This is a genomic window from Streptomyces sp. AHU1 (assembly GCF_045343905.1).
Taxonomy (GTDB): domain Bacteria; phylum Actinomycetota; class Actinomycetes; order Streptomycetales; family Streptomycetaceae; genus Streptomyces; species Streptomyces triticiradicis.
Genome location: NZ_CP174284.1, coordinates 562052 through 587188, shown reverse-complemented (window position 1 = coordinate 587188; position 25137 = coordinate 562052). Strand labels below are relative to the sequence as shown.

The following is a 25137-nucleotide window of genomic DNA, read 5'->3' as shown; positions in this document are numbered from 1 at the left end:
GTACCGCTGGACCTGCCGTCCTGTCCCGACCTCACGCACCCGGAACCACGGCGTTGCATCACCGAGATGAGGACCATAGCTCAGGGCAGTGGGCGCGCTGGCCTCGCACCTGACGACCTCGAGCTACCTGCACTGTGTCCGCGAGGGAGGCTACAAGTGAAGATTCCTATTCACCTATTGTTTACATGCTTAACTTCATGCATGCTGACGCCCATCGCGCATCAAGAGCTGCCAGGAGGCGTTCATGGCAACAGGCACGGAGGCGGAGGGGCACCGCATCGCGGCCGCTCCGTCGGGCACCGTCCCGAAGGAGCCGCTCAAGGGCTTCCACCTTCGGGTGACAGCAACAACGTTCGGAGCAAACTTCTCCGACGGCTACGCTCTCGGCATCATCGGCGCGGTCCTACCAGCGCTCACTGCAACCATGCACCTGTCTGGCGTCTGGCAGGGACTCCTCGGTGCGTCCGCGCTCATTGGGCTGTTCTTCGGCAGCATCTTCCTCGGCCGGGTGGCGGACATCATCGGACGCCAAAAGCTCTACCTGTACAACTTCGTGCTGATCAGCATCGCGTCCGCAGCCCAGTTCTGGGCACACACTCCCCTGCTCCTTTTCCTGCTGCGGCTCGTGATCGGCTTCGGCCTGGGCGCGGACTACGCCGTCGGTCCGACCCTGCTGTCCGAGTTCGCCCCCCGCCGGCTGCGCGGCGTCCTGCTGGGCTCGCTCACCGTGCTATGGACCGTCGGATACGTGCTCGCCAACATCCTGGGCACCTACCTCCCGATCAGCGACACTGCCGCACACTGGCTGCTGGCGAGTGGAGCACTCCCCGCCCTCCTCGTACTACTCCTGCGAATCGGAATCCCGGAGTCTCCGAGCTGGCTTGCCGCCCGCGGCCGTACCGCTGAAGCCACGGAGATTCGCCGCAAGTACCTCGGACAATACGAAGCCACCGCCGAGGACGTGCCGGCCTCGGCCGCCGAACAATCGCCTCCCGCCCGCTACCGCGAGCTCTTCGCCCGCGGCCAGGCGACCAAGACCTGGTTCGGTGTCATCTTCTACAGCGCCCAGGTGCTTCCGTACTTCGCGATCTATACGTTCATGTCACAAATCCTTGAAGCCATGAATATCTCTGATGTCGACACCCAGAACCTGACACTCAACCTGGCCCTACTTTTGGGTGGCATCATCGGTCTGTGGCCGGTGCAGCGGATGGGCCGCCGCCCGTTCACCATCGGCACTTTCGCGATCCTCACGGTCTGTCTGGCAGCCATGGCCGTCTTCAACGGCACCTCCGGATGGGTGCTGATGACCCCGTTCCTCATCTACACCTTTGTCATGGCTGGCGCATCCAACATCACTCAGATCTACCCCGCCGAACTGTTCCCCACCTCGCTGCGCGCCTCCGGAGTCGGATTCCTCAACGGCACCAGCCGGATCGCCTCAGCAGTGGGCACCTTTGTCCTACCGATCAGCCTGAACCTGCTCGGTGAAGGCTGGTCCATGGGCTGTATGGCGCTGGTGCTACTCATCGGCACGCTGGTCAGCCTCGTCTGGGCACCTGAGACCCGCGACACTCTGACCGCCGAGGACTGGCACCACTGATGACACACAGCCAAATCATTCTCGACGGGCGCTCACTCAGCGCCGCCCAGGTCTCCGCCCTCGCCCGAGGCCACGCCCAGCTTCTGCTCGACACGAAGGCCCGCGAGCAGGTACGGGAGGCTCGGCAGATCGCCGAACGGATCACAGGGCGCCGCCGGGTCTACGGCTATACCACCGGTGTGGGCGCCAATCGGACGGCCAGCGTTCCGGACTCCACGGTAGACACTTTCGGAATGCGGCTGCTACGCAGCCACAGTGGCGGTATCGGACCGGTGGTCCCGGACGAACAAACCCGGGCGATGCTGACAGTCCGACTGAACCAGCTTCTGCGTGGCGGGGCAGCGGTCGACGTCGCCGTGCTGGACCGCATCTCAGAAGCACTCAGTCGAGGTTACCTGCCCACTGTGCATGCCCTGGGCGCGATCGGGACCGGGGATCTCTCCGCCCTTGGTGAACTCGGTCTTACCCTGGCCGGAGAGCTGCCATGGCGGGGAGGCTCCGGACCTGCTCCCGAACCCCTGACGCTGACCCGCTGGGACGCCCTGCCCTTGATGTCCAGTGGCGCTCTGACCATAGGCCAGTCCGCCCTCGCCGCAACTGATCTGGGTCTCCTGCTGGATCAGGTGCCGCTCGTCGCCGCGCTGACCCTAACCGCACTGCATGGCTCTACCGAGCCGTACGCCGAGTATGTCCACGAGCTGCGTCCACATGCCGGCGCGCAACGGCTTGCGGCGCGGATGCGTGAGTTGCTGGCCCCTGCGGCCTGGGATTCCCCTCTGGTGCAAGACCCCTTCGGGCTGCGCTGTCTGCCACAGGTGCACGGGGCAGCGCTGGACGCTTGGTCCGCGCTGGACCACGTGCTCACGGTGGAGATCAATGCTGGCGTAGAGAATCCATTGCTCAACGTCGATGCTGAGGACTATCACCACCACGGTGGTTTTCACCTGGCCCAGCTAGGGTTGGCCCTTGACCAGTTGCGACTGGCGCTGCTGAGCACGGCAGCACTGTCAACGACCCGCCTCGGCATCCTCCTTGAACCAGCCTTCACGACACTGCCGCCCTTCCTCGCTGATGCTGATCACGGCAGCAGCGGGCTGATGATCACCGAGTACGTTGCACAGTCAGCGTTGGCTGAACTGCGTGGCGCGGCGCAGCCAGCGTCACTTGGCCATGCAGTGATATCGCGCGGAGTCGAGGAGCATGCGAGTTTCGCCTCCACCGGTGCCCGGCGATTGCTGGAGTCAGTGGAGCACTTCAAACTCGTACTGGCCTGTGAACTGGTCGCTGCTGTCCGCGCGCTGCGGATGCGCGGCTTGTTTCCCGCGGGCGATGGCGAATTGCGCGGGTTCTACGACCGGGCTGCGCAGCTGCTGGACCCGTCCGTCGCCGACCGCAACCTCACTGCGGACGTCGAGACGGCGGCGGCGATGTTGGCTGCGCCTCGAGAACTGCACTGGACAGTGAAAGCCCCACAAAAAGCATCCGAGTATTGACGACGCCGCAGGAGACGGCTCGGCGGCCGATCACTGACTTCGGCTTGTCAGGGTGAACTTTGTTGAAATCTCTGATGAGTCTGGGGCGGTGGCCCTATCACGTGCTGTGTGAGATACACGGATCGGGGCGAGCTGAGGGCTGCAGGACGCAACCGTCGGCAGACTGTGCGGATGCAGGCGGCCGAGCTGTTCGAGCAGAAGGTCAAACCATCAGAGGTCGCGCAGCAACTGCATGTGAGTTAGAAGCCGGCTTACCAGTGGCACCAGCTGTGGCGGGACGGTGGTGTGCAGGCTCTGGCCTCCCGCGGCCTGAGCGGTTCGCGGTGCCGTCTGTCCTCGCGCTGTCTGGAGAAACTGGCCGTGTATCTGGAGCAGGGCCTCGCCGCGCACGGCTGAATGGAGGACAAGGTGTGGACCGCGGCGTGGGTGGCGACGCTGATCAGCAGGAAGTTCCACGTCTCCTAGAGCGTCTTGGGGGCCACTCGGTTGATGCACCGGCTTAGCTCCAGCCCGCAGGTCCTTGCACGCGGGTCGCCGAGCGCGACGAGCAGGCCGTCACCGCGTGGAAGGAGGAGACCTGGGACGAGGTAGAAGAGCCCGGGCAGCCTGCGGCGGCTACATCTGCTTCGAGGACGAGGCAGGCTTCACCCGCCGGCCGCCCAGTGAACGCACGTGGGGGGGGCGGCGCGGCCGCACCTCTCAAGTGACGGTAAGCGGCCGACGCTCGGGACACCTGTCCGTGGCCGGGCGGATCGTCATGTGCCCCGGTTCCCGGACCCGGCTGCGCCACCGCCTGCGCACCCACCGAGCGGGCAAAGACAACTGTCGCAGCATGGGTGAGCGTGACTTCATCGAGCTGGTCGATGGTCCACCAACTCGTCAAGGCTCCGGTCGTGCTGGTACAGGACCGTCTGAACACCCACGTCTCCCGCGCCATGGGCGAGCTGATCGCCGAGCGTGAGTGGCTGACGGTGTTCCTGCTCCCCACGTACTCACCCGACCTCAACCCGGTCGAGTGGGTATGGGCACACGTCAAGCGCAGCCTGACCAACCTCGCCGTCGTCGCCCTCGACCGGCTCGAAGCACTCGTACGCAACCGACTGAAGCACCTTCAGTGCCGGTCCAAAACCCTCGACGGCTTCATAGCCGGCACCCCCGGCATGACCCTCGACGAACCAGCATCACTTTGACGAGCCGAAGTTATTAGCTTATGGACTGATTCCGAGGGGATGGAGTGACGGTGTCGAAGAGGTGCCAGGTGTGACTGCGGTTGGCAGGTCTAGAGGGGGGCGGGTGGGGCGGGATGCTGCTCGTTCCTGTCTCATCCCAGGATGCCCGGCTTTCAGGGCCGCGCACTTCCGTCGTCGTAGCTGTGCGCCTGGGCGCACTCGGTCCGCGGCGGTACATCACGAGCATGGCGAAGCGGCGTCCGTATCCGAGTGATCTGTCCGATGCCCGCTGGGAGTTGATCGAGCCCGTGCTCTCGGCCTGGCGCTTCGAGCGCCGCGGCAGGGCCCTGGACTTCGGCCGGCCGCCCGAGCACGACCTGCGCGACATCATGGACGCGATCTTGCACGTGGACCGGGCCGGCGTCCGATGACGCTACCTCCCGCACGACTTTCCGCACGGGAACACGGTCTGCGGCTACTTCGCCAAATGGGCGAACGAGGGAGCGTTCGCGCAGCTCAACGGCTTGCTCCGGCAGCTCCTACGGGAGAAGGAGGGGCGGACGGCCGAGCCGTCGGCCCGCGTGATCGACACGCAGAGCGCCAAAACCTCCACCAGCGCCCCCCTCTCCGGCCAGGGCATCGACGCGGGGAAGAAGATCGTGGGCAGGAAGCGGAACATCGTCACCGACACCCTCGGGATCCTGCTTGCCGTGCTGGTCACCGCGGCGAGCGTGCAGGACTCCGTCGCCGGCACCCACCTCCTGGACCAGGTCGCCGCCGAACATCCCGGCATCCGCAAGGTATGGGTCGACGACGGCTGTCGCCAGCACCTCATCGGGCACGCAGCCACCCTCGGCATCGACATGGAAATCACTCAACGCAAGCCCGGGACCAGGGGATTCACCCCCATCCCGAAACACTGGGCGGTCGAGCGGACCTACGGCGGGCTCATGCTCCACCGCCGCCTGGCCCGCGACCACGAAACCCTGCCCGCCCGCTCCGAAGCCATGATCCACATCGCCATGACCAACCTCATGGCCCGCCGCCTCACCAGCGAGAACACCATCTCCTGGCGCGATCCGACACCATAAACCAAACACCAGATTCCGGGATGAAACAACGAGAGAAAACGACCTCTGAGTGTGGACGACGAGGTCCGGCTGGGGCCTTTCACCCGGGTTCCAATGCCGATGCCTGTGAAGCATCCGCTCTGCCGCGCTCTTGCCGCCGACCGGGCCAATCCGGGCAGCAAGATCGGGGTATCGCCGGATAGGGCCAAGAACTTTGAGGCCACTGCAGGGCTTTCCCGCAGGGACAGACTCAAAGGCGAAAGCACAGTCGGGTTCCGGGCAGTGCGGAGAGGGTGGGCGGATCCTCCCGGACGTTCGTGCGCGCCTTGGGAAAGAACACTTTCGTGCGTGCATCACCCGTGGCGGCATCCAGTGTCCTGATTCCATGCGAGTCGGGCGAAGAGGCAACTTCGGGTCAAGGCGAGGGGCGTCAGTTGGCCGGGGCCAACTCGGCCATCAGGCTCCATCCACCTTGCTCGGGAAGGTTCGCATGAATGAGTTCGGGTGTCCGGGCGATCGCGTCGGCCATCGCGGCAAGCCCTGCCCTGAAGTGGTCGGACTGCACGTGGACAGCGCCTGCCGTGTCATCCACGAAGCCTTCAAGCAGCGTGAAGGTGTGCGGATCGTCAACGTCACGGGACCAGCGAAAGAAGAGGTTGCCCGGCTCCGCGCGGGTGGCCTGCGTGAACGGGCTGACCAGGGACAGCCAGTCGTCAGTGCGTTCGTGACGGACGGTGAAGCGTACGGCTATGAAGATCATGGTGTTCAGCATGGCCCGCACGTTGATCGGTTACGAGCGGCACCGCCTGTCATTCCGGCGCTGCCGGAAAGGGGAACGAGGCTGCGGCATGAACGAGGAGTGAGCTGATCTGGCCACTGCGGGTTCGGAAATCCCGTAGGGGGAGTGCGACGGAGAGTGCGCGGTCCGCACGATGAGGCAGCGGTACGGCGATGCAGGTGTGGGCGGGGTCGACCTCGCCGATGGAGACTGCGACGCCCCGGCGTCGGATGCCGGCGGCCTCAGCCTCGAAGCGTTCCTCGTCGGTGATGGTGCGATCGGTGAGACGGTCCATGCCATGGCCGGTGAGGTAGCGGCGGCGGGCGGCCCGAGACAGTGATGCCAGCAGCATTTTGCCGTGTGCGGTGGCGTGGGCTTTGGTCTCTGGTCCCACTGTCCAGGGGCTGTCCTCTGCGGTGAGACGTTCGCTGGTGTCGACGACGGTGATCTGGCCGTCGTGGTAGGCGGTGAAGTACGCCTCGGCTCCAGTGATCCGCGCTACCAGCGTCAGCAGCATGCCAATTGCGTGATCATCGGCCCCGAGATGCCGTCGGAAGGAACGGTGCAGCGCAGGAGTGCGCGGGCCGGGGCTGTACCCCTGAGGTCCCCGGGCCAGGTAGCCGTGCGCGATCAGCGGCCCCAGCAGGTGGTAGGTCGTTGACAGGGAGCAGTCGGCGAGGCGGGCGAGTGCTTTCGCGCTGAGGGGCTGTGGCGCGTCGATGACGGCATTCATCAGGGTCAGCGCGCGGTCAACAGACTGTGGGCTGGTCATGGCTGTCATTCCCTTCGGGCCGTGCTGAGCTTCGAGGGCATGGCCCCCTTCTGCTGGCTCTGTCCGGCCGACATCGGCTGCCCGACGGGTTCGCATCGGGCCGTGCTGGGGCCCGCTGAGCGTCGCGGGCGCCTCATCTCAGCGACCGCCTGTAGCAGCCGAGGGGGTGCCTTCCGCCTGCTCACGTTGTGGACCTGTTTCGGTGACCGGTGGCTAGCGCTGTGTGAAGGCGTCTGGCGCTGCGGACAGTGCTGCCAGTTCAGCGAGTGAGCCGAGCGTCGGTCTTCTTCGTCTGCTGGTGCGCTTGCAGGAGGAGGTGTGCTGCCTCGCGTGCCTGGCGCGCGGGCTCGGGAGTGCCGGTGATGGCGGATGTGGTGATGGCCCCTTCGGCTAGCAGGTTGAGCTGGTCGGCGAGCTCTTCCGGTCGACCGGCGGCCGCGACAAGGCTGGCGAGGTAGTCGCGGAAGGCTTGTTTGTGGTGCCGTGCCTGATCGGCGACGTCGGGTGAGGTTCCGCCGAGCTCGCCGAAAGAGTTGATGAAGGCACACCCGCGGTAGCCGGGTTCCGAGAACCACTGGTGCAGCCAGTCGTACACGGCGAGGACCTGCTCGTCCGGTGTGGCGTGCGTGTCAACGTAGCGGGCGAGGGCCTGGCGCCACGAGGTGTCCCGCCGCTGCAAGAACCGCAGCACGAGTGCTTCTTTGGAGGGAAACAGCTGATAGAGGCGCTTGAGCGAGACGCCGGAGGCGCTGCGGACCGCATCCATGCCCACAGCCTGGATGCCCTGGGCGTAGAAGAGCTCCTCGGCTGCCTTCAGTACCTGTTCCTGCGCTGTCTCACGGTCCAGCATGTCCACCCCTTGCGCGGAGAACCATCGTTCTCTACTCTACAGGACAGGGAGAGAACGATCGTTCTTCCGTTGAGGTGGGACTCCTCCGCCTCATCTACGAGTCCGTATCGAGGAGCCGACATGACCGACACGACCCGCCCGCCGGTACCGCCGTTCACGCGGGAAAGCGCGATCGAGAAGGTCCGCCTGGCCGAGGACGCGTGGAACTCCCGCGACCCGCAGAAGGTGTCGCTGGGCTACACCGCCGACTCTCGCTGGCGCAACCGCTCGGAGTTCGCCACCGGCCGGGAAGAGATCGTCGCGCTGCTGAAGCGCAAATGGAACACCGAACACGAGTACCGCCTGATCAAGGAACTGTGGGCCTATGACGGCAACCGCATCGCGGTGCGCTTCGCGTACGAGCACCGCGACGACGCCGGCAACTGGTACCGCTCCTACGGCAACGAGAACTGGGAGTTCGACGAGCACGGGCTGATGCACACCCGCCACGCATCCATCAACACCCTGCCGATCGACGAGTCGGAGCGCCAGTACTTCTGGCCACTGGGCCGGCGCCCCGACGACCACCCCAGCCTCAGCGACCTCGGCTTCTGACCTGCGCTTTCGCGCCTTTACGTCTGCCGCCCGAGGCAGACACTGCGCACCGCACGCAGGTTCCCATACAGGGCTGCCGGTGAAAGGTACCCCCTCACGCGGCAGTTGGGAGGTGAACGGGCGGGAGGCCCAGCGCAGTCATCATGGTCTCAGCCTCGCCGCCTTTCCGCTCACTGCCCCAACTTCCGGAAGGCCTGGCCGACCAGGAACCGCCCAGCGGCTGCCCGCCGCAGCCACAAAGCAGCTACGTCGTCGGCGGATACCGAGAGCGGAGGGCAGGCACCCGCCCACGCGTTGCATCCCCGTGCGCGCTGGCCGCTCGCAAACCGCAGTGCAGCCCGCGTATCAAAGCCGTCCTCCTCTCCCCCGGGCCGGGATCCGTCCACCTCACAGGGAACATCACCATCACATACGGTCTTCAAGGGTGTGATGCGTGTCTTCGTGCACCTGGCTTTGTTCACGAGTTTGGGTTCTGACTCGCTTTCCGGGTTCTGGCTCACTTTCCGGGCTCTGTCGCTGATTTTTTGGGGTGGGGTGACGATCATGAGCAGGCGGGCATCACCTGTGCGTGGGGGATGTGGTTCACCTCGCTGACCTCCTTCTTCAGGTGGCCGGAGTCGAGGTACAAGAGGTTGTTCTTGGGGACGCTGAGGTCCGTCTTGCCGTGCGGTCCACGATGGAGTCCGGCCGTCTGCCCGGGATGTGGATGAAGATCCTCGCGAGTGCACTGCTACTACCAGCTATGTCTGGTGAACCGTCCCGTTGCTGGTCGGCAGGTGCGACTGGACCTGCAGGCACGTCGTCTCCTGTGCAGCAACATCAGTTGCGGACGTCGAACCTTCGCCGAGCAGATCCCGGACCTAACGCGTCGACACGCACGCCGCACGAATACCCTCACCACTCAGCTCACCGACATCGCCCTGTTCCTGGGCGGACGCGCCGGCGCTAGTCTCTGCGGGCGCCTGACCGTCACCTTCAGCCGACTGCTCAGCCGCGCCCGGCTGGTGATCACCGACTCCGGCGGAATCCAGGAAGAAGCAGCCGCCTTCGGACTGCCCGTCCTCGTCACACGAGAGAACACCGAACGAATCGAAGAACTACAGCAACGGGTGGCCCGGCTGGTCGAAACCCGCGAAACAGACATCGTGGCAGCAGCGAAAGACGAACTCGCCCACGACCACCACGACCCCGGTGATGACGACCAGCCCCGGCCATACCCGAACCCCTACGGAGACGGCCGCGCCGGCGAACGCTGCGCCGCCGCGTGCGGATGGCTGCTCGGCCACACCGACCGGCCCGCGGAATGGCAGCCCGCAAAATTCGCTGACGCTCACGCATGATCCGGCTGCCGTGCTCACGCCGGGCAGCTTCGCCGCCAATGCCGTCGTCGCCAACGACAGCCACGGCGAACATGCGACCCTTCATCGATCTCCAGGACGGAGACGTCGAGACCGTCCGCGCCCGACTCGAAGACCAGCAGCGTCCCGGAGGTGAGCCAGAGCCGTTCGTTTGGCAAACCCGGACATGAGCCCTTGCTGGTGTTGGTTCCGGTCGCGGGACGGGGCTGCGGGGCATCTCAGGCCAGTGGCACGGCCAGTTCCTCGTCCGGGCACTCTGCCGCGGCCTGTTGCAGCGCCTGCAGCTCTGCGGCATCCACACTGAGCTGCCAGCGCGTTTTGACGCTCACCCAGTCGGCCACGTAGTGACACAGGGCATCGGCAGCCGGCGGCATCCAGGTACTGGGGTCCTGATCGGCCTTCTGCCGGTTCGTCCGGGCCGTCACCGCCACCAGGGAACGGGACCACCCCAGATCATTGGCGTAGGCCTGCCTGCGCTCGGGCGTCCAGTCATAGGCACCGGAGTCCCAGCTCTCCGCCAGCGGCACCATGTGATCGATGTCCAGGCCGGACGCCCCGCTCACGAGGACATCGTCGTAATAGCTGAACCACTGGCCGCCGCTGAGGGCGCAGTTGACGCCCTGGGTCGGCGCCTCGACCGCCTCGTCCTTCAGCACCTCCATGCGGGTGTTGCAGCCGTCCTTGTCGGCGTCGATCCAATGACGGAACTTGCTGCGCTCGTAGCCGGTCCTGACCTCCTCCGCCACAGGGAGCTCAGCGATCAACTCGCGCACACTCCCCACCCGGGCCGGTTCCTGGACCTGTGCCGCAGCCGCAGCCGCAGGCAGGCCACCGGCCAGCGCCACCGCGGCCAGCGCGCAGATCAGCGTCCTCTTCTTGATCGTCATGCGGCATGACTACCGAAGCAGAAACGATCACCCCGCGACGGCGCCACCACCACTCACCCGAATGCGGCAAACCACCACCCCGTGCAGCACAGCTCCGCCCTGCCCCTTGCAGCTCACCCTCGTGCGTGGTCCGGGCCGGTCATCCCCTCTCGCCAACGCCGTCGCTGAGCGGGATGCCCGGCAGAACGGCACGGACCTGTCCTCTGCGATCACCGTTGACCAGAGCTTCGCCTCGCACATGGTCGGCCGACATCGCGGGACGGCTACCAAAGGCAGATGTAGCGAGCCGGTGCCAGTCAGCGGGCCAGCGGCGGGTCGGCCGGTCGTGGCCGGGGCGGCAGCAAGGGTGTGGCTGCGGTCAGGGTGTATCGCCGGAGTAGTAGAAACGGCACGTCACACCCGGGCCAGGCATGCGGGATTCGCTGAGGTGCGGGTCGTACAGGGCACGGCCTCCGGGCCACCGACCGAGTTCGGTGGGCAGGGCCACGCCGTCGTCGACCTCCTCGCTCCGCCATCCGTGGATGTCCAGCAGCAGGCCGTCCAGCGGTCCGCCGATCAATGCGGCGTAGGACCGGCACGGGAGCGGGCCAGGATTGGGGTCCTCATGGTCAGCACCGTAGACCCGACCGTTCAGCATCTGCTCATTGCCGTTCATCTGATCAGCGTTGCAGCCGCCACCGACAACGCGAGCTCCCCCAGCACCTCGAGTCTGCTCGCATGGCCGATCGTTGCACCTTGCCATGGACCGGATCAGGTGCGCCGGTGTCCGGACCAGCCGCCGACCTTCTTCGCAGCCTGCCAGGCTTCCGTCTCCCGACGGTGACCTGCTTGGTCCTCGCGTTCGCCGGCTTCAGGCTGCTGTTCAGCAGCGGCAGCCTGATTCTGGCAGTTCTCGCACCAGTGCGGGTGCACCTCGCGCGCCGTGCTGCAATCCCGTACAACGGCCCACCGGCCGTCACCGAACTTGCTCCCGCAGTTCCGGACAGGACGGTGGGACGGGCCGCAGGTGACCTGCCCGGCCCACCCCGGCTTCACCGCCGCTCGCCCGGCGAGGAGCGGACCGGGCGAACGGCGATGGTTCAGGTCCGGTCAGTGGTGGAAGTGGCGGCGGCCCCAGGAGAAGGCGTCGATGAAGCGGCCGTGGTCGTTGCGCAGGATGGCCCGGTCACGGTCGTTGTTCCACACGTAGGCGCGGCGGTCCTGGAACAGGTCGGTGCGGCTGTCGCGGCCGATGCCGGTGTGGACGCGGACGGTGGAGCGGCGGCCGAGTCGGTAGTGATCGAAGGTGTAGGTGTGGCCGTCCGTGTCCTCCAGGGTCCAGCCGTCCAGGTTCACGCTGTGGCGGCTGTTGTTGGTGATCTCCACCCATTCCTGGTTCAGGGAACGGTTGGAGCGGTCGTCACGGCCCGGGGAGTCGTACTGCACCTGGCTGATCTCCACCGCCTGGCGGTAGGGGCGGGGGTCGGCGGCAGATGCCGGGACCGTGATCGCGGCGGTGACGGCCGCAGCACTCAGTGCGGCGGCGGTGAGGCGGCGGGCAGACGTGGATACGGTCATCGGGAATCCCCCTGCATCGTGCGGGCACAACCTCAAAACGCCATGTTGGGTGCCAGGTTGTGCGGTGTGTGGGTGGCGGCCGGCCGGCCGCGCATTCACACCCTGCCCGTAGGGCTGCTGGAAAGTGAACGCGATCCGCGGGGCGTTACCGATCAACCGCGCCACCGTGACACTTGAATGCAATAGCCATTCATTTTGCCGGTGCACGAAGTTGACGCAGGTCGGGCTTCAACAGACCTGCAGCGCTTGGCCATCCGGCCCTGCCGCCTGACACTGCCACCCCATCGAATGCCCAGCTGTCACCCGAAAGTGAGTAACAGCCCCTTTGTCCGGCCTGTGGCTCGAGGCGACGAAAAAGACCCTGCCCCGCGGAACGGGACAGGGTCTTCACAGAGCGCCGGGCAGGCCTTGCACCTGCATCTCCCCGCAGGAAGCGGGACGTCTTTCCTTGGACCACCAACGCATCACCCACCGGTGCGACTTCCGCCGACCAGCTCAAGATCAATCGCAGCGTATGCCCAGATCAGTGCAGCAGGCCAGTGCCACGCACGCGCGCACCCCCGTTACCGTTTTCGTGGCTCCGCAATGGGGCTTCCGGCCTTCGGGTCCGGCATGACTCCCCCCTCCTGTTGTTGATGATCCGGGGGTGGTGTCACCGGGCTCGGAGGCATCGACGAATCGCTGATGAGGGGCTTGAGCGTCGGCTTCACCCGAGCCGGAAAAGCTCTCCGTAACGTGGGTGTGGTACCTCGGTGTCGTGGCAGGCCGGACGAAAGCGTGATGGAGGGGCCTGCACGTGATCGATACCGGCGACATCGACGTCTTTTTCGGCCTGGACGTCGGCAAGGGCGAACACCACGCCACCGCCGTCACCCCGGCCGGGATGAAGGCCTTCGACAAGCGTCTTCCCAACACCAAGCCAAAGCTGCGCGAACTGTTCGCGAAGCTGAAGGCCAAGCACGGGACGGTGCTGGTCGTGGTCGACCAGCCGGCCTCGATCGGGGCCCTCCCGCTGGCGGTCGCCCGGGACATGGGCTGCCCGGTCGCCTACCTCCCGGGCTGACGATGCGGCGGATCGCCGACCTCTACCCGGGCGAGGCCAAAACCGACGCGAAGGACGCGTTCATCATCGCGGACGCAGCCCGAGCGATGCCGCACACGCTGCGAGCGATCGACGGCGAGGACGAGACGATCGTCGAGCTGGAGATGATCGTCGGGTTCGACGACGACCTGGCCGGCGAGGCCACCAGGGTCGCGAACCGGCTCCACGGCCTGCTCACGCAGATCCATCCGTCGTTGGAGCGGGTTTTGGGGTCGCGGTTGCAGCACCCAGCTGTCCTGATGCTGCTGGAGCGGTTCGGGTCACCGGCTAAGATCCGCAAGGCTGGGCGGCGACGGCTCGTCACGCTGTTACGACCGAAGGCCCCCAGGATGGCCGAGCGCCTGGTCGGGGACATCTTCATCGCGCTGGACGAGCAGACCGTCACGGTTGCGGGGACCGAGGCGGCCGCGCTGATCGTCCCGAGCCTGGCTGGCTCTCTGACGGCCGTGATTGACCAGCGCAAACTGCTGGCCGGGCGGATCGAGGAACTCCTGGAGACCCACCCTCTTTCGAAGGTCCTGACGTCGATGCCAGGAGTCAGCGTCAGGACCGAAGCTCGGATCCTGATCGAGGTCGGTGACGGCAGCACCTTCCCGACCGCGGGCCACCTCGCTGCCTACGCCGGTCTCGCCCCCGCGACCCGCAGTTCCGTGTCCTTGATCCGTGGCGAACAGCCCTCACGGAGAGGAAACAAGCAGCTCAAGCGAGCTTTCTTCCTCTCCGTGTTCGCGGCCTTGGGCGACCCGGCATCGCGGGCCTACTGCGACAAGAAAATAGCCCAGAGAAAGCACCACACCCAGGCCCTGCTCTGCCTCGCAAGACGCCGGGCCGACGTCCTGTTCGCCATGCTCAGCGACGGAACCTTCTATGATCCTCAACCCGCCAGATCAGCTTGAATTGCCGAGAACCTGGCGGGCCTCGGTCCACACCCGCTCGAACTCCTCCGCAGAGATCTCGGCCGCTCCGGGCTGGTCCTGCCAGCTGTCCATCGGACCTTCAGCGAGGACCCCGAACTGCCGTTCATAGCTGAACATGGCGGCGAGATCGGCATGATCACGCAAGTGCAGCACCTCTTCCAGAGAGGCCGCCGTCACCGGACGCGACTCCTGCCTGCGGACTTCAACCTGCCGTGCTGCCCGACCTTCACCATCGGCCTCGAAATACAGCCACAGATCTTCGTCCTCGTAGTAGGTGCGGAACCAGGTCGTCATGCCGCCATCCTGGCTCAGCACCTTGACCAAAGAGATAGGGGCACCCCCGCAGCACCTGACCTCAACCCGGTTGAGGGCATCTGGTCGGTCCTGCGACGCACCACCCCGGCCAACCGCGCGTTCACCGACCCCAAAGGCCTGACTACCGCTGTCCGGCGCGGCTTACACCACCTCCAATACCGCCATGCCGTGCTGCGGCGTAGCCGCGCCGGACGGTGATCTGCTCCAACAGCCGGCCATCGCAGCGCAGGTGCCAGGCGATCGGACCGTCTTCGAGAGTGACGCTGTCGGGGTGCCACGCGACGTGACGTTGCGAGACCCGCTCCAGGAGGAACTCCAACTGTGTGCGGATTAACGTCAACCGCTCGCCGTTTGGCACGGTGGAGAAGTACACACAGTCGGGCACCGCCCTACGAATCACCATGTTTGCGACTTGCACCTGACGCAGGTGATGCCATCTGCGCAAGGAGACTGCAGGTTCCGGGAGACTGACGAGATTACCGTCCCAGGTCAGGCACGGTAGTAGCGACTTCGGACGGCGCCAGCGTGCCTTTTTCTGTTCCTGCATCAGCTGGGCGGCGGCCGCGCTCGCGCTGTCGGCGAGTGTGCGGGCCGCCATCCACGTCTGTGTTCCGGAGTGGTTGCTGTAGGCGAAAAGCCTGAGCGTCCGGGTGTCGATCATGACGTGGTATCGGCCGATACGCCGAGGCAGGGCAAGCCGCATCAGTTCCTCGGCGGGCTTGGTCTGGACGTCGCCGTGGAACGCTGCTTCTTCGACCAGCTGGAGCATCTGGTGGATAGCCAAGGCTTCGCTGACATCGTGGTCGGTGAGGTAGGCCTTGATCGCGCTGGGTATCACCTGGACCTTGTTACGCAGCGCGCGTGCCTCGTAAGCGGAGAGGTTTTGCTCGCGAGTCCACATGAGCTTTTCTGAGTGCGAGTTCACGCCTGCTCTCCCTTCACGCGCTGTGGGAGCTGTTTCGTCACGGAGCGCGCCAGTGCCAGGGAGGTGGTCGCGGCTCGCGGTGGGGGTGTGGCCAGAGTGCTTGGATCGTGCCACAGCATCTGCCACTCGATCAGGTCAGGCAGGACCACGAGTCCTGTTAGACCGTGCGCGGTGAGTGCTGATGCAGTGTCACTGAGCTGGCCCGCGTCTACGTCATGAGGGGCGCGGTTCAGTACGCCGAGGACCGGCATTGGCGGCAGTTCGCGGATCTGGCTGGCCAGGTCGTGCGCGATGGCCGTTCCCTTTCGGGGGGTTTCCTCGTACTCGATGAGGTCCTTGAATGGTTCGAGTAGATCGTCGTCATGGATGAACGCGATTGCCCAGCGCGATCGGTGCTTCTCCCATGGAGCGAGTCCCCACTCCTTTACGGCGTTGGTTTCAGTGTCCGCGAGGAACGCCTTGAGGATCGCCGACCATTCGTCCTCGGTCTGTTCTCCAGGTGCGAGGCCTGCCTCGAGGCGCTCGCGGTGCCGCTTGGCCCATCCGGCCGTGGCGCGCGCCCAATGGTCCGGATGCCGGGCAAGCCCCTCAGCATGCAAGAACTGCAGAAAGTCGGTTCGCCAGGCGTCCAAGACGCCGCCCTCCTGGGGCACATGCTCCCCGACCGGCCAGCCTACGGTCTCATCCTCATCGTGGTCGTCGTGATGCGAGGAGCCCATTCTCGTGCGGGCGGAGAGGTTGAACTGAATCTGCTCCCAGTCGCTCCACCATTCCTCGATGCCCTCGAGGTCGGAAGCGTCGTAGACAGCCGCGTTGCCGTCCTCGGCACGCGCGGTGACGTACAGGGCGAACATCCTGTCGAGGAAGGACATCGAAACTGTGACGGGATCTGGTTCCGGTGCCCTCCACTGGACGTACGCGTCGTCGAGCCACTGCCACATCCGCACGTACTCTGGGCGCCCGTCCACGACCTTCGTGTCAGTCCAGAGTGATCTGCCGCCGGAAAGACGGTCGGTCAGCACGGCCAAAACGAGATCACTGTCGCCGACCAGATACCGATGCTGCCATCCGGCATCGACAACGACAATGTCGTACTGCAAGTCCCGGGAGCGAGAGACCATGTTCCGGGCTTCTTCGGGATCGGATGGCACCAGGCCCGTGGTCAGTGATCCAGCGCCGGTAAACGTGGGCGGCTGCTGGTCTCCGAACAGCTGTATGGCGCTACTGGGATCGTCGCTGCCGAGCAGCAGCACCCGGCTTCCCAAGCGCGCCAGCCCTCCCGCGAGGGCCAGAGCGGTCGTCGTACTGCCGGACCCGCCACGGCCGTTGGCCGCCGTCACGGCAACCACGCTGCCGCCCGACGTCCGGGCTGGACCCACCGCCCGTGGTGCGATGCGTGCCGGGCTCGGTCCTTCGAGCTTTTCCACCGATGGCGGCAACGATCGCGCATCGAGCCGGTGCTGAACGAACAAGCCGGGCCTTCGCAGCGTGCGGCTCCACCGCGTGGCCTCGCCGAGAGCAAATGGACGGCTCAGCAGTTCGAGTGGGCTTCCCTCCACGGGCTGGGGGAGTGGCGTGGTCCACAACGGGGTCCCGCCCACCGTCCTAATCAACGCATGGGCCTGCTCCAGGGCCTCGCGTCCGGCCCTGTACGCCCGGACCCGCGCAGTACGTCCCTCCCCCACCACATGCTTGACCCGCACCGTAATTCGCGCGTTTTGGCCGATCAGCCCGAGCACGAGGTCCTCATCCGGCTTCAACCACGGGCGCAGCCACGGCACACCCGACACCGTCAGGCCCACCTGAGACGGCAGGACGCGGGCAAGAATGAGAGGGACGTCGGCCTCCTCCAGCCACAAGGTCAGAGCATCTACGCTCGGCGACGCCGCGGCAACACCGAACAGCGTGTCGGCCGACACCTCTTTGCCAGGGTCGAAAGTGGGGCGGGACAGGGCTTGAAGTACTCCCCCCTCCAGCAGCTCCTGTACCCAGTCCGCAGCATCTGGGACCAGGCCCTGATGCAGCCCGTGAGCCCTATACCACTCTAGCGCCACGGCCCGGCCCTCGCCCGTGTACTTCTGCCTCAGCCGGGCAATATCGCGTTCCGCTGCCACGCCCATCCAATCTGCAGCGCGACTGCCCGGACCGGCGCGCCGACAGACGCCAGCAAACACCTATCAACTGACGTCGCGATTCGCGTCTTTCCGCCGAGAACGCACTCGCGGGTCCGGGCCGCGTCGTGCAGGCAGGGGCAGCAGTGTCTGCCAACCCGCACTCTACCGATCCACGCAGACCGACCCAAGAACTCGTACAAGAGATGCTTCTTGCTGATCGGTACGAAGGATCGCCCTTCGGCTGCGGCGTGACGTCCGATCGGCAAGGAATCAGCTCTGCCAGGAGCACGGTCCGCCATCCTGAGAAGAAGCTGCCCGCACGGCCAGGCACCTGCTGGTCAGCCTGGTCGACGAGGAGTGGGGGCGCCGCTACGGCCCTCCGCTCCGCCTGGGCAAAACCTTCACCCGCCCCAGGACCAGGATACTTACCGCCGGCAACGACGCCTGCCGCCTGCTGGAACGCCTCCACCAGCGCGAAGCGGGCTACCGGCTGGGCCTGCAGGCTGAGGTGCTGAGGCAGATCGTCGTGCAGAACTACTACTGCGACGCGGCAGGCTGCCTGCGCTAGCGCGCCGCTGACGACGACAGGCTGCCGTCCTCTTCCTCGGCAATCGTCTCTCCTTACAACACCGCGGCGCGCTGTATTCGCCATGGGCACATCATCAACTGGAAGGGGTTCGCTGCGCATGTCACTGAGACGTCTGCCTCCGGCAGCGTGAACGTGATCACGGACGTGGCCACCACCTCGGCGGCCACGAACGATGGCGAGGCTTTGCCCGGCATCTACACCCGCCTGGCTGCCGAACGGCGTTGCTTCTTCTGACCGCCGGGCAGGCCGCCAACAGCCCCAGTTCGTCCCGGTGCTGAGCAAGGTGCGGGTCCGTCTGCCCGTCGGACGCCCGCGCACCCGGCCCGCCGCGGTGGCCGGCGATAAGGCCTGCCTCTCCCGCGCCAACCGTGCCCACCTGCGCAAACGCCGCATCAAGGCGGTCATCCCGGAGAAGAAGGACCAGGCCGCCAACCGCAGGAAGAAGGGCAGCTGGGGTGGCAGGCCCGTCACTCACGACGCCGATCTCTATCGCGATCGCAACACGGTCGAGCGGGCCATCAACAGGATGAAGGACTGGCGAGGCATCGCGATCCGCTACGACGAAACGCCCGAGAGCTACCTCGCCGGACTCCATCTCCGCGCAGCGACCATCTGGATCAGCAGCATCCTGAAGCCCATTGATCACAACTGAAGACAGGCCCTGGAACTGTCCGCGCCGACCATCGCCATGACACGCACCCTGCTGAACATCGACGCCGCTACCTGCTCCCACCACGACGGCGACACCGAGCAGATGTGCCGCCATACCGTCGCCATCTTGACTGGACTGCCCGCCGACTGCCTTACCGGCCTGGTCCGATGCCGCGCCCTAGACCTGTACAAAGCCATCCCCGCCCAGCACCACCACGAACGCGCCGTCCAGGAGCTGCGGGAGATCCTGGCGGCCTGAAACGCCGGATCCCCGCCCCAACCGGAGAGTTCCCCACGACGGAGTCATTTACGGCCATCTCTGCAACGGCGTAGACGAACGACAGGCGGAACGAGCCCTCGCGACCGTAGTCACGGACGAAGAATGCATGCAGTACATCGGTACCCTCAACACCGGCACCCTCAGCATCGCTGCCCAGCGACGATTCACCCCTGAGCATCACATCCGCAGCCCCCGCCTCACCCGCGACGAAGAGGGCGGCCTCTTCTGATTCCGCTTCAAAGCCGCAGACAGGTCATAACGCCCACCCGATCGCATAACGCGCGTCCGACCACCCGGCTCACCTAGTAATCGCGCCGGTCCTGTGCTGCGGCTCGGTACTACGCCGCACGGCTGGTGAACGAACTTGACCGCTGTCGCGCGTAGGCTGCCGGGCATGGGTGCGACAAAGCAGCAAATGGAGCTGGAGTTCGGGCAGGGCTGGTCTTCTCGGAGTGACCATGTGTGTGCAGGATGCCTTAGGGACCCGGTGCTCATGAAAATGATCTCGAATTCCGCCTTGGACGACAAGGAGTGCAGCTTCTGTGGCGAGAGTCCTGCCGCGGAACTGGACATTCTCACCGAAGCGTTCGTCGAGGGGTTGAAAACCGAGTACGGCAACGCCGACGACGAAGGGGTCCCTTACGACAGCGGGGAGGGTGGCTACCACGTCGCCACTACCTGGGACACCTGGGATCTGGTAAACGAGTACTACGACGCCTTCGCCAATGATGCAGTCAGGGAGGCCGTCTGCGAAGCAATCGGCGACCAGACGTGGACCGAGACTAACTGGCAGCTCCTGCGCTACAACGACCAGCTCACCTCCAGCTGGCAGAGCTTCTGCGAACAGATCCAATACAAAACCAGGTATGTCTTCTGGCTCCGCCGCGACGATGCCGACCAGGAAGAGGAACGCTGGGGGGAGATCCCTGCGGGACGCATCCTTGACCAGATCGGTCAGCACATCCTGGACTTGGACTTGGTACGGAAAATCCCCGCAGGCACCAAGCTGTGGCGCGCTCGCGAGGTACAGGACAGCGAGGTGACGACAGCAACTGGTTGGTGCGCCGCCGACCTCGGCACCGCGCCCCGCAAGTTCGCACGAACCTCCAACAGAATGAGCCCCGCCGGAATCCCGATGTTCTACGGCGCATTCGATCAGGACACCGCCGTGCAGGAGGTGACGCGCGGCGAGCAGCTACGGCTGGCAATAGGAACCTTCGAGCTTTCCCGCAGTTGCACGGTGGTCGACTTCACCCGGCTTCCAAGCATTCCGTCGATCTTCGACGCTGAGTACAGCTACCAGCGGCGCACCCTGCTGTTTCTGCGTCAGTTCGTTGCCCAGATGGCCCAGCCGGTTCGGGACGGCTACGACCAGATCGACTACGTACCGACTCAGGTGGTCGCGGAGTTCCTCCTCAAGGTCTTCAACCCGGACGACCCCATTCAGGGGCTGGTCTACACCTCATCGTTGAACCAACAACCTTGTGCGGTGTTTGACCTCGACAACAGCCGTTGCGTGGAACAGACGACAGGATGGGACACCCAGCCGAAGCCCCACCTCGGGCTCGTCCCCGGATCCGTTCGAATGGTCGAAGCCAACAGCTGACCACACGACATCCGAGGCAGAAGAAACTGCTCACCCACCGCACACCACGTCAGCGATAAGGCGGTCGCCGGCAGGCTCTACGCCACAGCAGCTCGGCGCGGAAGAAGGCTGCCCACTGGTGAAAAAGGTGGCGGCTGGCCTTCGCATGGCCGCAGGCTTGTTGCAGCGTCTCCAGGGCGATGCCGTGCTTCGCGCTGTAGGCGTCCAGAAGCTTGTGAACGTAATGCGGCCTCATGGGTTGCCTGGTCGGACGGAGTCACGTCGGCAGGTGGGCACGGCTTGAACGGTGCGGGAAGCACCTCACCAAGTGAGGGGTCAGTGCTGCGTATCCAGCCAAGGCCAGATGAGTGCAAAGCTTGCCGTTGGACTGCGCTCCCCCCGCACTGCTGATCTACGGCGGTCTGGCTCTGTCGATCCGCATGCCGCTTTCGCGGGTAGCTGTCCCAGTCCGCGTCCAAGATCACATTGCATGCGAGATCCCTGCCGACGAGGACTGAGCTAAGGGAGTACGTCGACACCAGGGGGTCTACCTGGCGTTCTAGGGTCCGTCTTCAAACGGATCTTGCCCGGAGCAGGAGTGACGCGAGGCTGACTGCTGCTTCGTAGGAGGTGGCGGTCTTGTCGTATCTGATGGCGATGGCGCGGAAGCTCTTGAGGCGGTTGAAGCAGCGCTCTGCGAGGTTGCGTCGGCGGCAGATCTGCCGGTCGAATACCGGTGGCCGCGGTTGTGGTGGTGTCGCTGCTGGTCGGTCTCTTCCGGGATGGTGTGTGATGCCGCGTCGGCACAGGTAGGCACGGTATTCACGCGAGCTGTAGGTCTTATCCGCGATGACCTGACGGGCCTGCAACGCGGCCGGCCGAGGCCGGTGCGGGGGATCCGGATCCCCTTTCTGGAGGGGGCGTACGCAGACGCTGTCGTTGCGTTGACCGGGTGCCAGCAGGACCGTGAGAGGTCGTCTGCGGCCGTCGCAGACGAGGTGGATCTTTGTGGTCACGCTTCCCCGTGATCGGCCAAGGGCGTGATCATCCGGTTCGTTCGGCCGGTGAGTCCCCTTTTTTGGCTGGTGGCGGCCGCGTGCTGGTGGGCGCGGACGACGGTGGAGTCGATCTGGACGAGCCAGTCGATATCGTCAGCCGCGTCGGCATGTGCCTGGACCTGTTGCAATGTCCAGGTGAACACGCCCTCCAGGGCGTAGCGGCGAAAGCAAGTGCAGACCGTCTTCCACGGTCCGTAGTGCTCCGGCAGGTCGCGCCAGGAGATCCCGGGCCGAATCTTGTAGACCATCCCGCTCCCATGACGACGTGGAGGTGAACGAAGCCGTTGCGAATCTCGCCTGAGGCTGTCAGGCAGGCGGTCAGCGCACTTCGACGGAGTACGAGGCGCCGGGGAACTCCCATCCGTCGGTGCCTTCGCCGATGTCTTCCACGATGATGTCGTCGATGAAGTGATCCTCGAACTTGTCGTCGGTGAGTTCGCCGGCGAGCCAGAGTTCCTCGATCACCTCCCAGTTGCCCCGGCTGCCGTCGATCCGCAGGGGCGCAGCGTCCACGGTGCCGCGGGTGCGTTCGTCGTCCCCGGTTTTCACGACTCCGCTGATCTCGTACTGGCCCTGCTTGATGTGGTCGGGGATCGGGTCGGCGGGGACTATGGCGACGTTCTCGTAGGCGGTGTGGATGAGGGCGCGGTAGCTGCGCCGGACGTTGTATTCGGGATCGGACAGCCAGTTGAGAAGGGTCTTGGCGGTCACGTCGAGGCCGGCTGTTTCCAGGGCCTGGTAGCCGCGGTGGGTTCTGGTGAGCTGGCTGAGCTGGGCGTGCCAGTGCTTGGCGTTGTACGACGAGAGCTGGTGGCGGGGGGTGACTTGAGCGCGCAGGAGGTCGGTGAGGGCGGCTCCGAGGGAGTTGCCGTATCCGGTGGGGCCGGCCATCAGTCGTCACCTTCGGGGATGATCTCGCCGGCTTGGACGAATTTGGCCTTCACTTCGCCGAAGCCGGTCCCGATCCGGTATGTCGCGGGCGGGGTGGTGTCGGGTGTCCAGAAGATGGCCGCGTCGACGTTGCGCAGCGCGACGAGCGTGTGGCCTTCCTGTACGGCCTTGAACGCGACGGTCCAGTGGCGGACCGAGGCCTCGGCGACCATGCTCATGCGCCAGTCCGGCCGCCAGAATGGCGACTTTTGTTCCGTGCGCTTGGGCCACAGCAGACGCAGTGCGATCGACAGCCGCGTCTTGTACGTCTTGTACGGCTGACCGCCGACCTGGACGAGCTCGATACGCGCTTTCCGGGACGCCTCGTAGAAGGGCTTGAACAGGGACTCGTTAGCCTTGCCCGTCCAGGAGTCGTGGATGGCCGGCATCGCCGGGAGGTGGCCTTCGCGGACGAGCTTCGCGAGCTGCCTGATGTGTGGGGTGGTGACCCAGACGCGGCCCTGCTCGTCGGGCCGGTCGATGGCCCGTCCCAGCGGGTGCGGCGTGTCAGTGCGGTTCCACTCCGGGATATCGATGAGGTAGATCCCGGCACTGGCCTTGTCGTACGCCTCAAGGGGGCCGGTGTGCAGGAGCTTGTTCGGGGCGAGCGGGACGGCCGAACACGCGGACGGGAAGCTGCCGTTGCGGTCGATCAGGCACAGCACGCCCGCGCCGAACGAGTCGGGCACATCGAGCTGATCACGCCGGACACGCTTCCCGTTCTCCCGGATGTAGGGCACGCGCGTGCTGGTGACGTCGGGATGGACCCAGCGCGGCTCACCGTCCATATGCTCACTGATCAGCGGCCACGGACCGCTGTCCCGGTCTTCGGTGCGGATGACCGGGATCGGGTGCATCTTCGAACGCTTCACCGCGTCTTTGAGGAGCTTCAGCGCGGGGAAGGGCGCGCCTTCCGGCTCGTCCTCCTCATCGCCCGGCTGAAGCTCCACTTCTGCTTCTGTGTCGTCTTCGTCGTCCGGGACGTGCGCGCTGCCTGCTGCGGGCTGGGCAGCGGCGGGCGGCCCGGGAGCGCCGACGGACACCGCGGTGCTGTAGGCGTTCAGCGCGGCGGCGAGGCGGCGTCCCTCGGCGTCGTCCGGCAGCCGTTGCGGCGCCGTAGCCGTCTCGGCCAGGGACGGCCCGAGTTCGGCAAGGGCTTTCTGGTCGCCGCTTGCCAGCGCAGTGCGCAGCGCGGCCAGGACATGCGTGACCGAAGCTGGCAGCCCTTGCCGGGCGCCGGAGGTGTAGGGGAGTGCTGCTTCGGCCAATTCGTGCTCCACTGTGCTGCCCAGACTCTGGGCCTGGCCTTCGCCGCTCGTACTGGGGACGGGGGCGGGGCTGGCGTCGAGGAAACGGGCGTGCAGTAGGTCGGGGCACAGGTACGCCGAGCCGATCACTCCGAAGTCCCGTTCTGACACCGTTACCTGGACTTTGCCGGGGTCTGTGGTCGCGGTAAGCGTCAGCAGGACGTCGGCGTCCAGGAGGCCGAGCAGCGTGGGGTCGTCGCTGTCCACGATGGCGAGGACCGGGACGTGCAGGGTGCGCGCGAGGGAGGCCAGGACCTGGGAGGCGTCGGGGAGATGCTTCCCGGACAGCGGCAGGCGCGGGCTGTGGCTGGCCTGAAGGCGGTCCACGACCACGAGGGCCAAGCCCTCCATGTGCGGGGCAGTCTCCGCGATGTCCTCGGCAGTCAGGTTGCTGCCGTCATCGATCATCAGCAGATCGCCCGCCTGGACCAGCTGATGGGCTACCTGCTGCTCGTGCCCGGTGAGACGGCCCTGTTTCAGGCGCGGGTAGTCTCCCCCGGTCTCCGCGGAGAGGATCCGGCGGAAGACGTCGTCCCGGTTCGGTCCCGACGCCGCGTACAGGACGGTACGGTGCTCGACGAGCGCGGTCGTGCGTGCGGCGGCCAGGCCCAGGAGGCTTCCGCCGACGTTCGGGGCGGCCGCGACGAGGGTCAGCCGCCCCGGCTGTAGGCTGCCAATTGCGGTGTCCAGTCCGGACAGCCCGAATGTGGGGCCGACGACCGGTCCGGAGCTGAGCACGGAACCGATGGTGTCGCCCAGCGTGGCGAGCCTGCGCGGCACGCTGCCGCGACTCTGAGTTCCCTGGCTGTTCACCGCACCTCCTGCGGGACCTGCGCTGGCGTGCGCGGTCTTATCGGACGAGGGAGCACCTGACGGGGTGTCGACGGGGAGTAGCACAGCGACTGGGGTACGGCTGCGCCGGAGCACCTGCGGTTGCCCCTGGGCGGCAAGCGTGATGAGTTCACCGAAGTCCTTTTGTGCCGCGCTCAGCACGTGGGACGGGAACGCGTCGGCTTTGCGGGCTACGGGAAGCCGGTCCAGGGGCGCCAGTAGAGCACGGTCACCGTGCTTGTGGATCAATGTGGTGCGCCCTTCCTGCTCGGCGTACTTCACAAGGGTGTAGAGCGCGTTGCGGGCCTCGGTCGCATTCATCGCGGTCTCGTCGTACTGCCGACTCACTCACCCTCCCAGGGTGCTCAACTCTCTTATAAAGATACCAGAATCCACCTCTCC

Annotated in this window: 19 protein-coding genes and 5 pseudogenes; 11 read left to right on the top strand and 13 right to left on the bottom strand. The window is 65.8% G+C overall.

Annotation, left to right across the window (positions count from 1 at the left end; all coding sequences use genetic code 11):
• Positions 1–244: 244 nt before the first annotated feature.
• The 4 genes and pseudogenes from ACICHK_RS43420 (at position 245) to ACICHK_RS43405 (ending at position 5356) form a co-directional block, all read left to right on the top strand.
• The gene (locus tag ACICHK_RS43420; protein ID WP_406841846.1) at positions 245–1603 is read left to right on the top strand and encodes an MFS transporter; all 1359 of its coding nucleotides are present in this window, start codon (positions 245–247) and stop codon (positions 1601–1603) included.
• On the top strand, positions 1603–3096 hold the full coding sequence (locus ACICHK_RS43415; RefSeq protein WP_406841845.1) for an aromatic amino acid ammonia-lyase: 1494 nt from the start codon (positions 1603–1605) through the stop codon (positions 3094–3096). Before ACICHK_RS43420 ends, ACICHK_RS43415 begins: the two co-directional genes overlap by 1 nt.
• 703 nt (positions 3097–3799) lie before the next feature.
• Positions 3800–4286 (top strand): annotated as a pseudogene (locus ACICHK_RS43410) (transposase).
• Positions 4287–4510: 224 nt separating this feature from the next.
• Positions 4511–5356 (top strand): annotated as a pseudogene (locus ACICHK_RS43405) (IS5 family transposase).
• A 409-nt stretch (positions 5357–5765) separates the two neighbouring features.
• On the opposite strand, the gene ACICHK_RS43400 reads toward ACICHK_RS43405, so the two are convergent.
• The 3 genes from ACICHK_RS43400 to ACICHK_RS43390 all read right to left on the bottom strand — a co-directional run bounded on the left by ACICHK_RS43400 (position 5766) and on the right by ACICHK_RS43390 (position 7735).
• On the bottom strand, positions 5766–6095 hold the full coding sequence (locus tag ACICHK_RS43400; protein ID WP_406841927.1) for a putative quinol monooxygenase: 330 nt from the start codon (positions 6093–6095) through the stop codon (positions 5766–5768).
• A 49-nt stretch (positions 6096–6144) separates the two neighbouring features.
• Positions 6145–6885, bottom strand: coding sequence for an IclR family transcriptional regulator (locus ACICHK_RS43395; RefSeq protein WP_406841844.1), 741 nt, complete (start codon positions 6883–6885; stop codon positions 6145–6147).
• Positions 6886–7144: 259 nt separating this feature from the next.
• Positions 7145–7735 (bottom strand): TetR/AcrR family transcriptional regulator, encoded by a 591-nt coding sequence (locus tag ACICHK_RS43390; RefSeq protein ID WP_406841843.1) that lies wholly within the window; start codon positions 7733–7735, stop codon positions 7145–7147.
• 120 nt (positions 7736–7855) lie between these two features.
• Between ACICHK_RS43390 and ACICHK_RS43385 the strand changes: the two genes are divergently transcribed.
• Both ACICHK_RS43385 and ACICHK_RS43380 read left to right on the top strand, forming a co-directional pair.
• Positions 7856–8329 (top strand): DUF1348 family protein, encoded by a 474-nt coding sequence (locus ACICHK_RS43385; RefSeq protein ID WP_406841842.1) that lies wholly within the window; start codon positions 7856–7858, stop codon positions 8327–8329.
• Between the two features lie 722 nt (positions 8330–9051).
• The gene (locus tag ACICHK_RS43380; RefSeq protein ID WP_406841841.1) at positions 9052–9669 is read left to right on the top strand and encodes a UDP-N-acetylglucosamine 2-epimerase; all 618 of its coding nucleotides are present in this window, start codon (positions 9052–9054) and stop codon (positions 9667–9669) included.
• A gap of 236 nt (positions 9670–9905) precedes the next feature.
• Here the strand turns inward: ACICHK_RS43380 and ACICHK_RS43375 are convergent, their stop codons facing one another.
• From ACICHK_RS43375 to ACICHK_RS43365, 3 genes are all read right to left on the bottom strand, one after another.
• Entirely contained in the window at positions 9906–10574 is a 669-nt protein-coding gene (locus tag ACICHK_RS43375; RefSeq protein WP_406841840.1) for an HNH endonuclease family protein, read from the bottom strand.
• Between the two features lie 358 nt (positions 10575–10932).
• Positions 10933–11229, bottom strand: a complete 297-nt coding sequence (locus ACICHK_RS43370) for a hypothetical protein (protein WP_406841839.1) — start codon at positions 11227–11229, stop codon at positions 10933–10935.
• A 434-nt stretch (positions 11230–11663) separates the two neighbouring features.
• A complete protein-coding gene (locus tag ACICHK_RS43365) occupies positions 11664–12131 on the bottom strand; it encodes a lamin tail domain-containing protein (protein ID WP_406841838.1) in 468 nt (155 codons plus the stop codon).
• Between the two features lie 796 nt (positions 12132–12927).
• On the opposite strand from ACICHK_RS43365, the pseudogene ACICHK_RS43360 reads away from it, so the two are divergent.
• Positions 12928–14129 (top strand): annotated as a pseudogene (locus ACICHK_RS43360) (IS110 family transposase).
• Here ACICHK_RS43360 and ACICHK_RS43355 read toward each other — a convergent pair.
• The 3 genes from ACICHK_RS43355 to ACICHK_RS43345 all read right to left on the bottom strand — a co-directional run bounded on the left by ACICHK_RS43355 (position 14121) and on the right by ACICHK_RS43345 (position 17504).
• Positions 14121–14444, bottom strand: a complete 324-nt coding sequence (locus tag ACICHK_RS43355) for a hypothetical protein (RefSeq protein ID WP_406841837.1) — start codon at positions 14442–14444, stop codon at positions 14121–14123. The pseudogene ACICHK_RS43360 and the gene ACICHK_RS43355 overlap by 9 nt on opposite strands.
• Before the next feature lie 142 nt (positions 14445–14586).
• Positions 14587–15390, bottom strand: a complete 804-nt coding sequence (locus ACICHK_RS43350) for a hypothetical protein (RefSeq protein WP_406841836.1) — start codon at positions 15388–15390, stop codon at positions 14587–14589.
• Positions 15387–17504 carry a ParA family protein gene (locus ACICHK_RS43345; RefSeq protein ID WP_406841835.1) on the bottom strand — a complete coding sequence of 706 codons (2118 nt, stop codon included), beginning with the start codon at positions 17502–17504 and terminating at the stop codon, positions 15387–15389. Before ACICHK_RS43345 ends, ACICHK_RS43350 begins: the two co-directional genes overlap by 4 nt.
• 798 nt (positions 17505–18302) lie before the next feature.
• Between ACICHK_RS43345 and ACICHK_RS43340 the strand changes: the two are divergent.
• The 4 genes and pseudogenes from ACICHK_RS43340 to ACICHK_RS43325 form a co-directional block, all read left to right on the top strand.
• Positions 18303–18745, top strand: a pseudogene (locus tag ACICHK_RS43340) (transposase); the annotation flags it as partial.
• A 36-nt stretch (positions 18746–18781) separates the two neighbouring features.
• On the top strand, positions 18782–19003 hold the full coding sequence (locus ACICHK_RS43335) for a hypothetical protein (protein WP_406841834.1): 222 nt from the start codon (positions 18782–18784) through the stop codon (positions 19001–19003).
• Between the two features lie 127 nt (positions 19004–19130).
• Positions 19131–19253 carry a hypothetical protein gene (locus tag ACICHK_RS43330; RefSeq protein ID WP_406841833.1) on the top strand — a complete coding sequence of 41 codons (123 nt, stop codon included), beginning with the start codon at positions 19131–19133 and terminating at the stop codon, positions 19251–19253.
• A 288-nt stretch (positions 19254–19541) separates the two neighbouring features.
• Entirely contained in the window at positions 19542–20630 is a 1089-nt protein-coding gene (locus ACICHK_RS43325; RefSeq protein ID WP_406841832.1) for a HEPN-associated N-terminal domain-containing protein, read from the top strand.
• 551 nt (positions 20631–21181) lie between these two features.
• On the opposite strand, the gene ACICHK_RS43320 is transcribed toward ACICHK_RS43325, so the two are convergent.
• The 4 genes and pseudogenes from ACICHK_RS43320 to ACICHK_RS43305 form a co-directional block, all read right to left on the bottom strand.
• Positions 21182–21751, bottom strand: coding sequence for an IS5 family transposase (locus ACICHK_RS43320; RefSeq protein ID WP_406841926.1), 570 nt, complete (start codon positions 21749–21751; stop codon positions 21182–21184).
• Between the two features lie 62 nt (positions 21752–21813).
• Positions 21814–21981 (bottom strand): annotated as a pseudogene (locus tag ACICHK_RS43315) (transposase); the annotation flags it as partial.
• A gap of 4 nt (positions 21982–21985) precedes the next feature.
• Positions 21986–22558, bottom strand: a complete 573-nt coding sequence (locus ACICHK_RS43310; RefSeq protein ID WP_406841831.1) for a hypothetical protein — start codon at positions 22556–22558, stop codon at positions 21986–21988.
• Entirely contained in the window at positions 22558–25083 is a 2526-nt protein-coding gene (locus ACICHK_RS43305) for a DnaB-like helicase C-terminal domain-containing protein (RefSeq protein ID WP_406841830.1), read from the bottom strand. Before ACICHK_RS43305 ends, ACICHK_RS43310 begins: the two co-directional genes overlap by 1 nt.
• Positions 25084–25137: the final 54 nt, after the last annotated feature.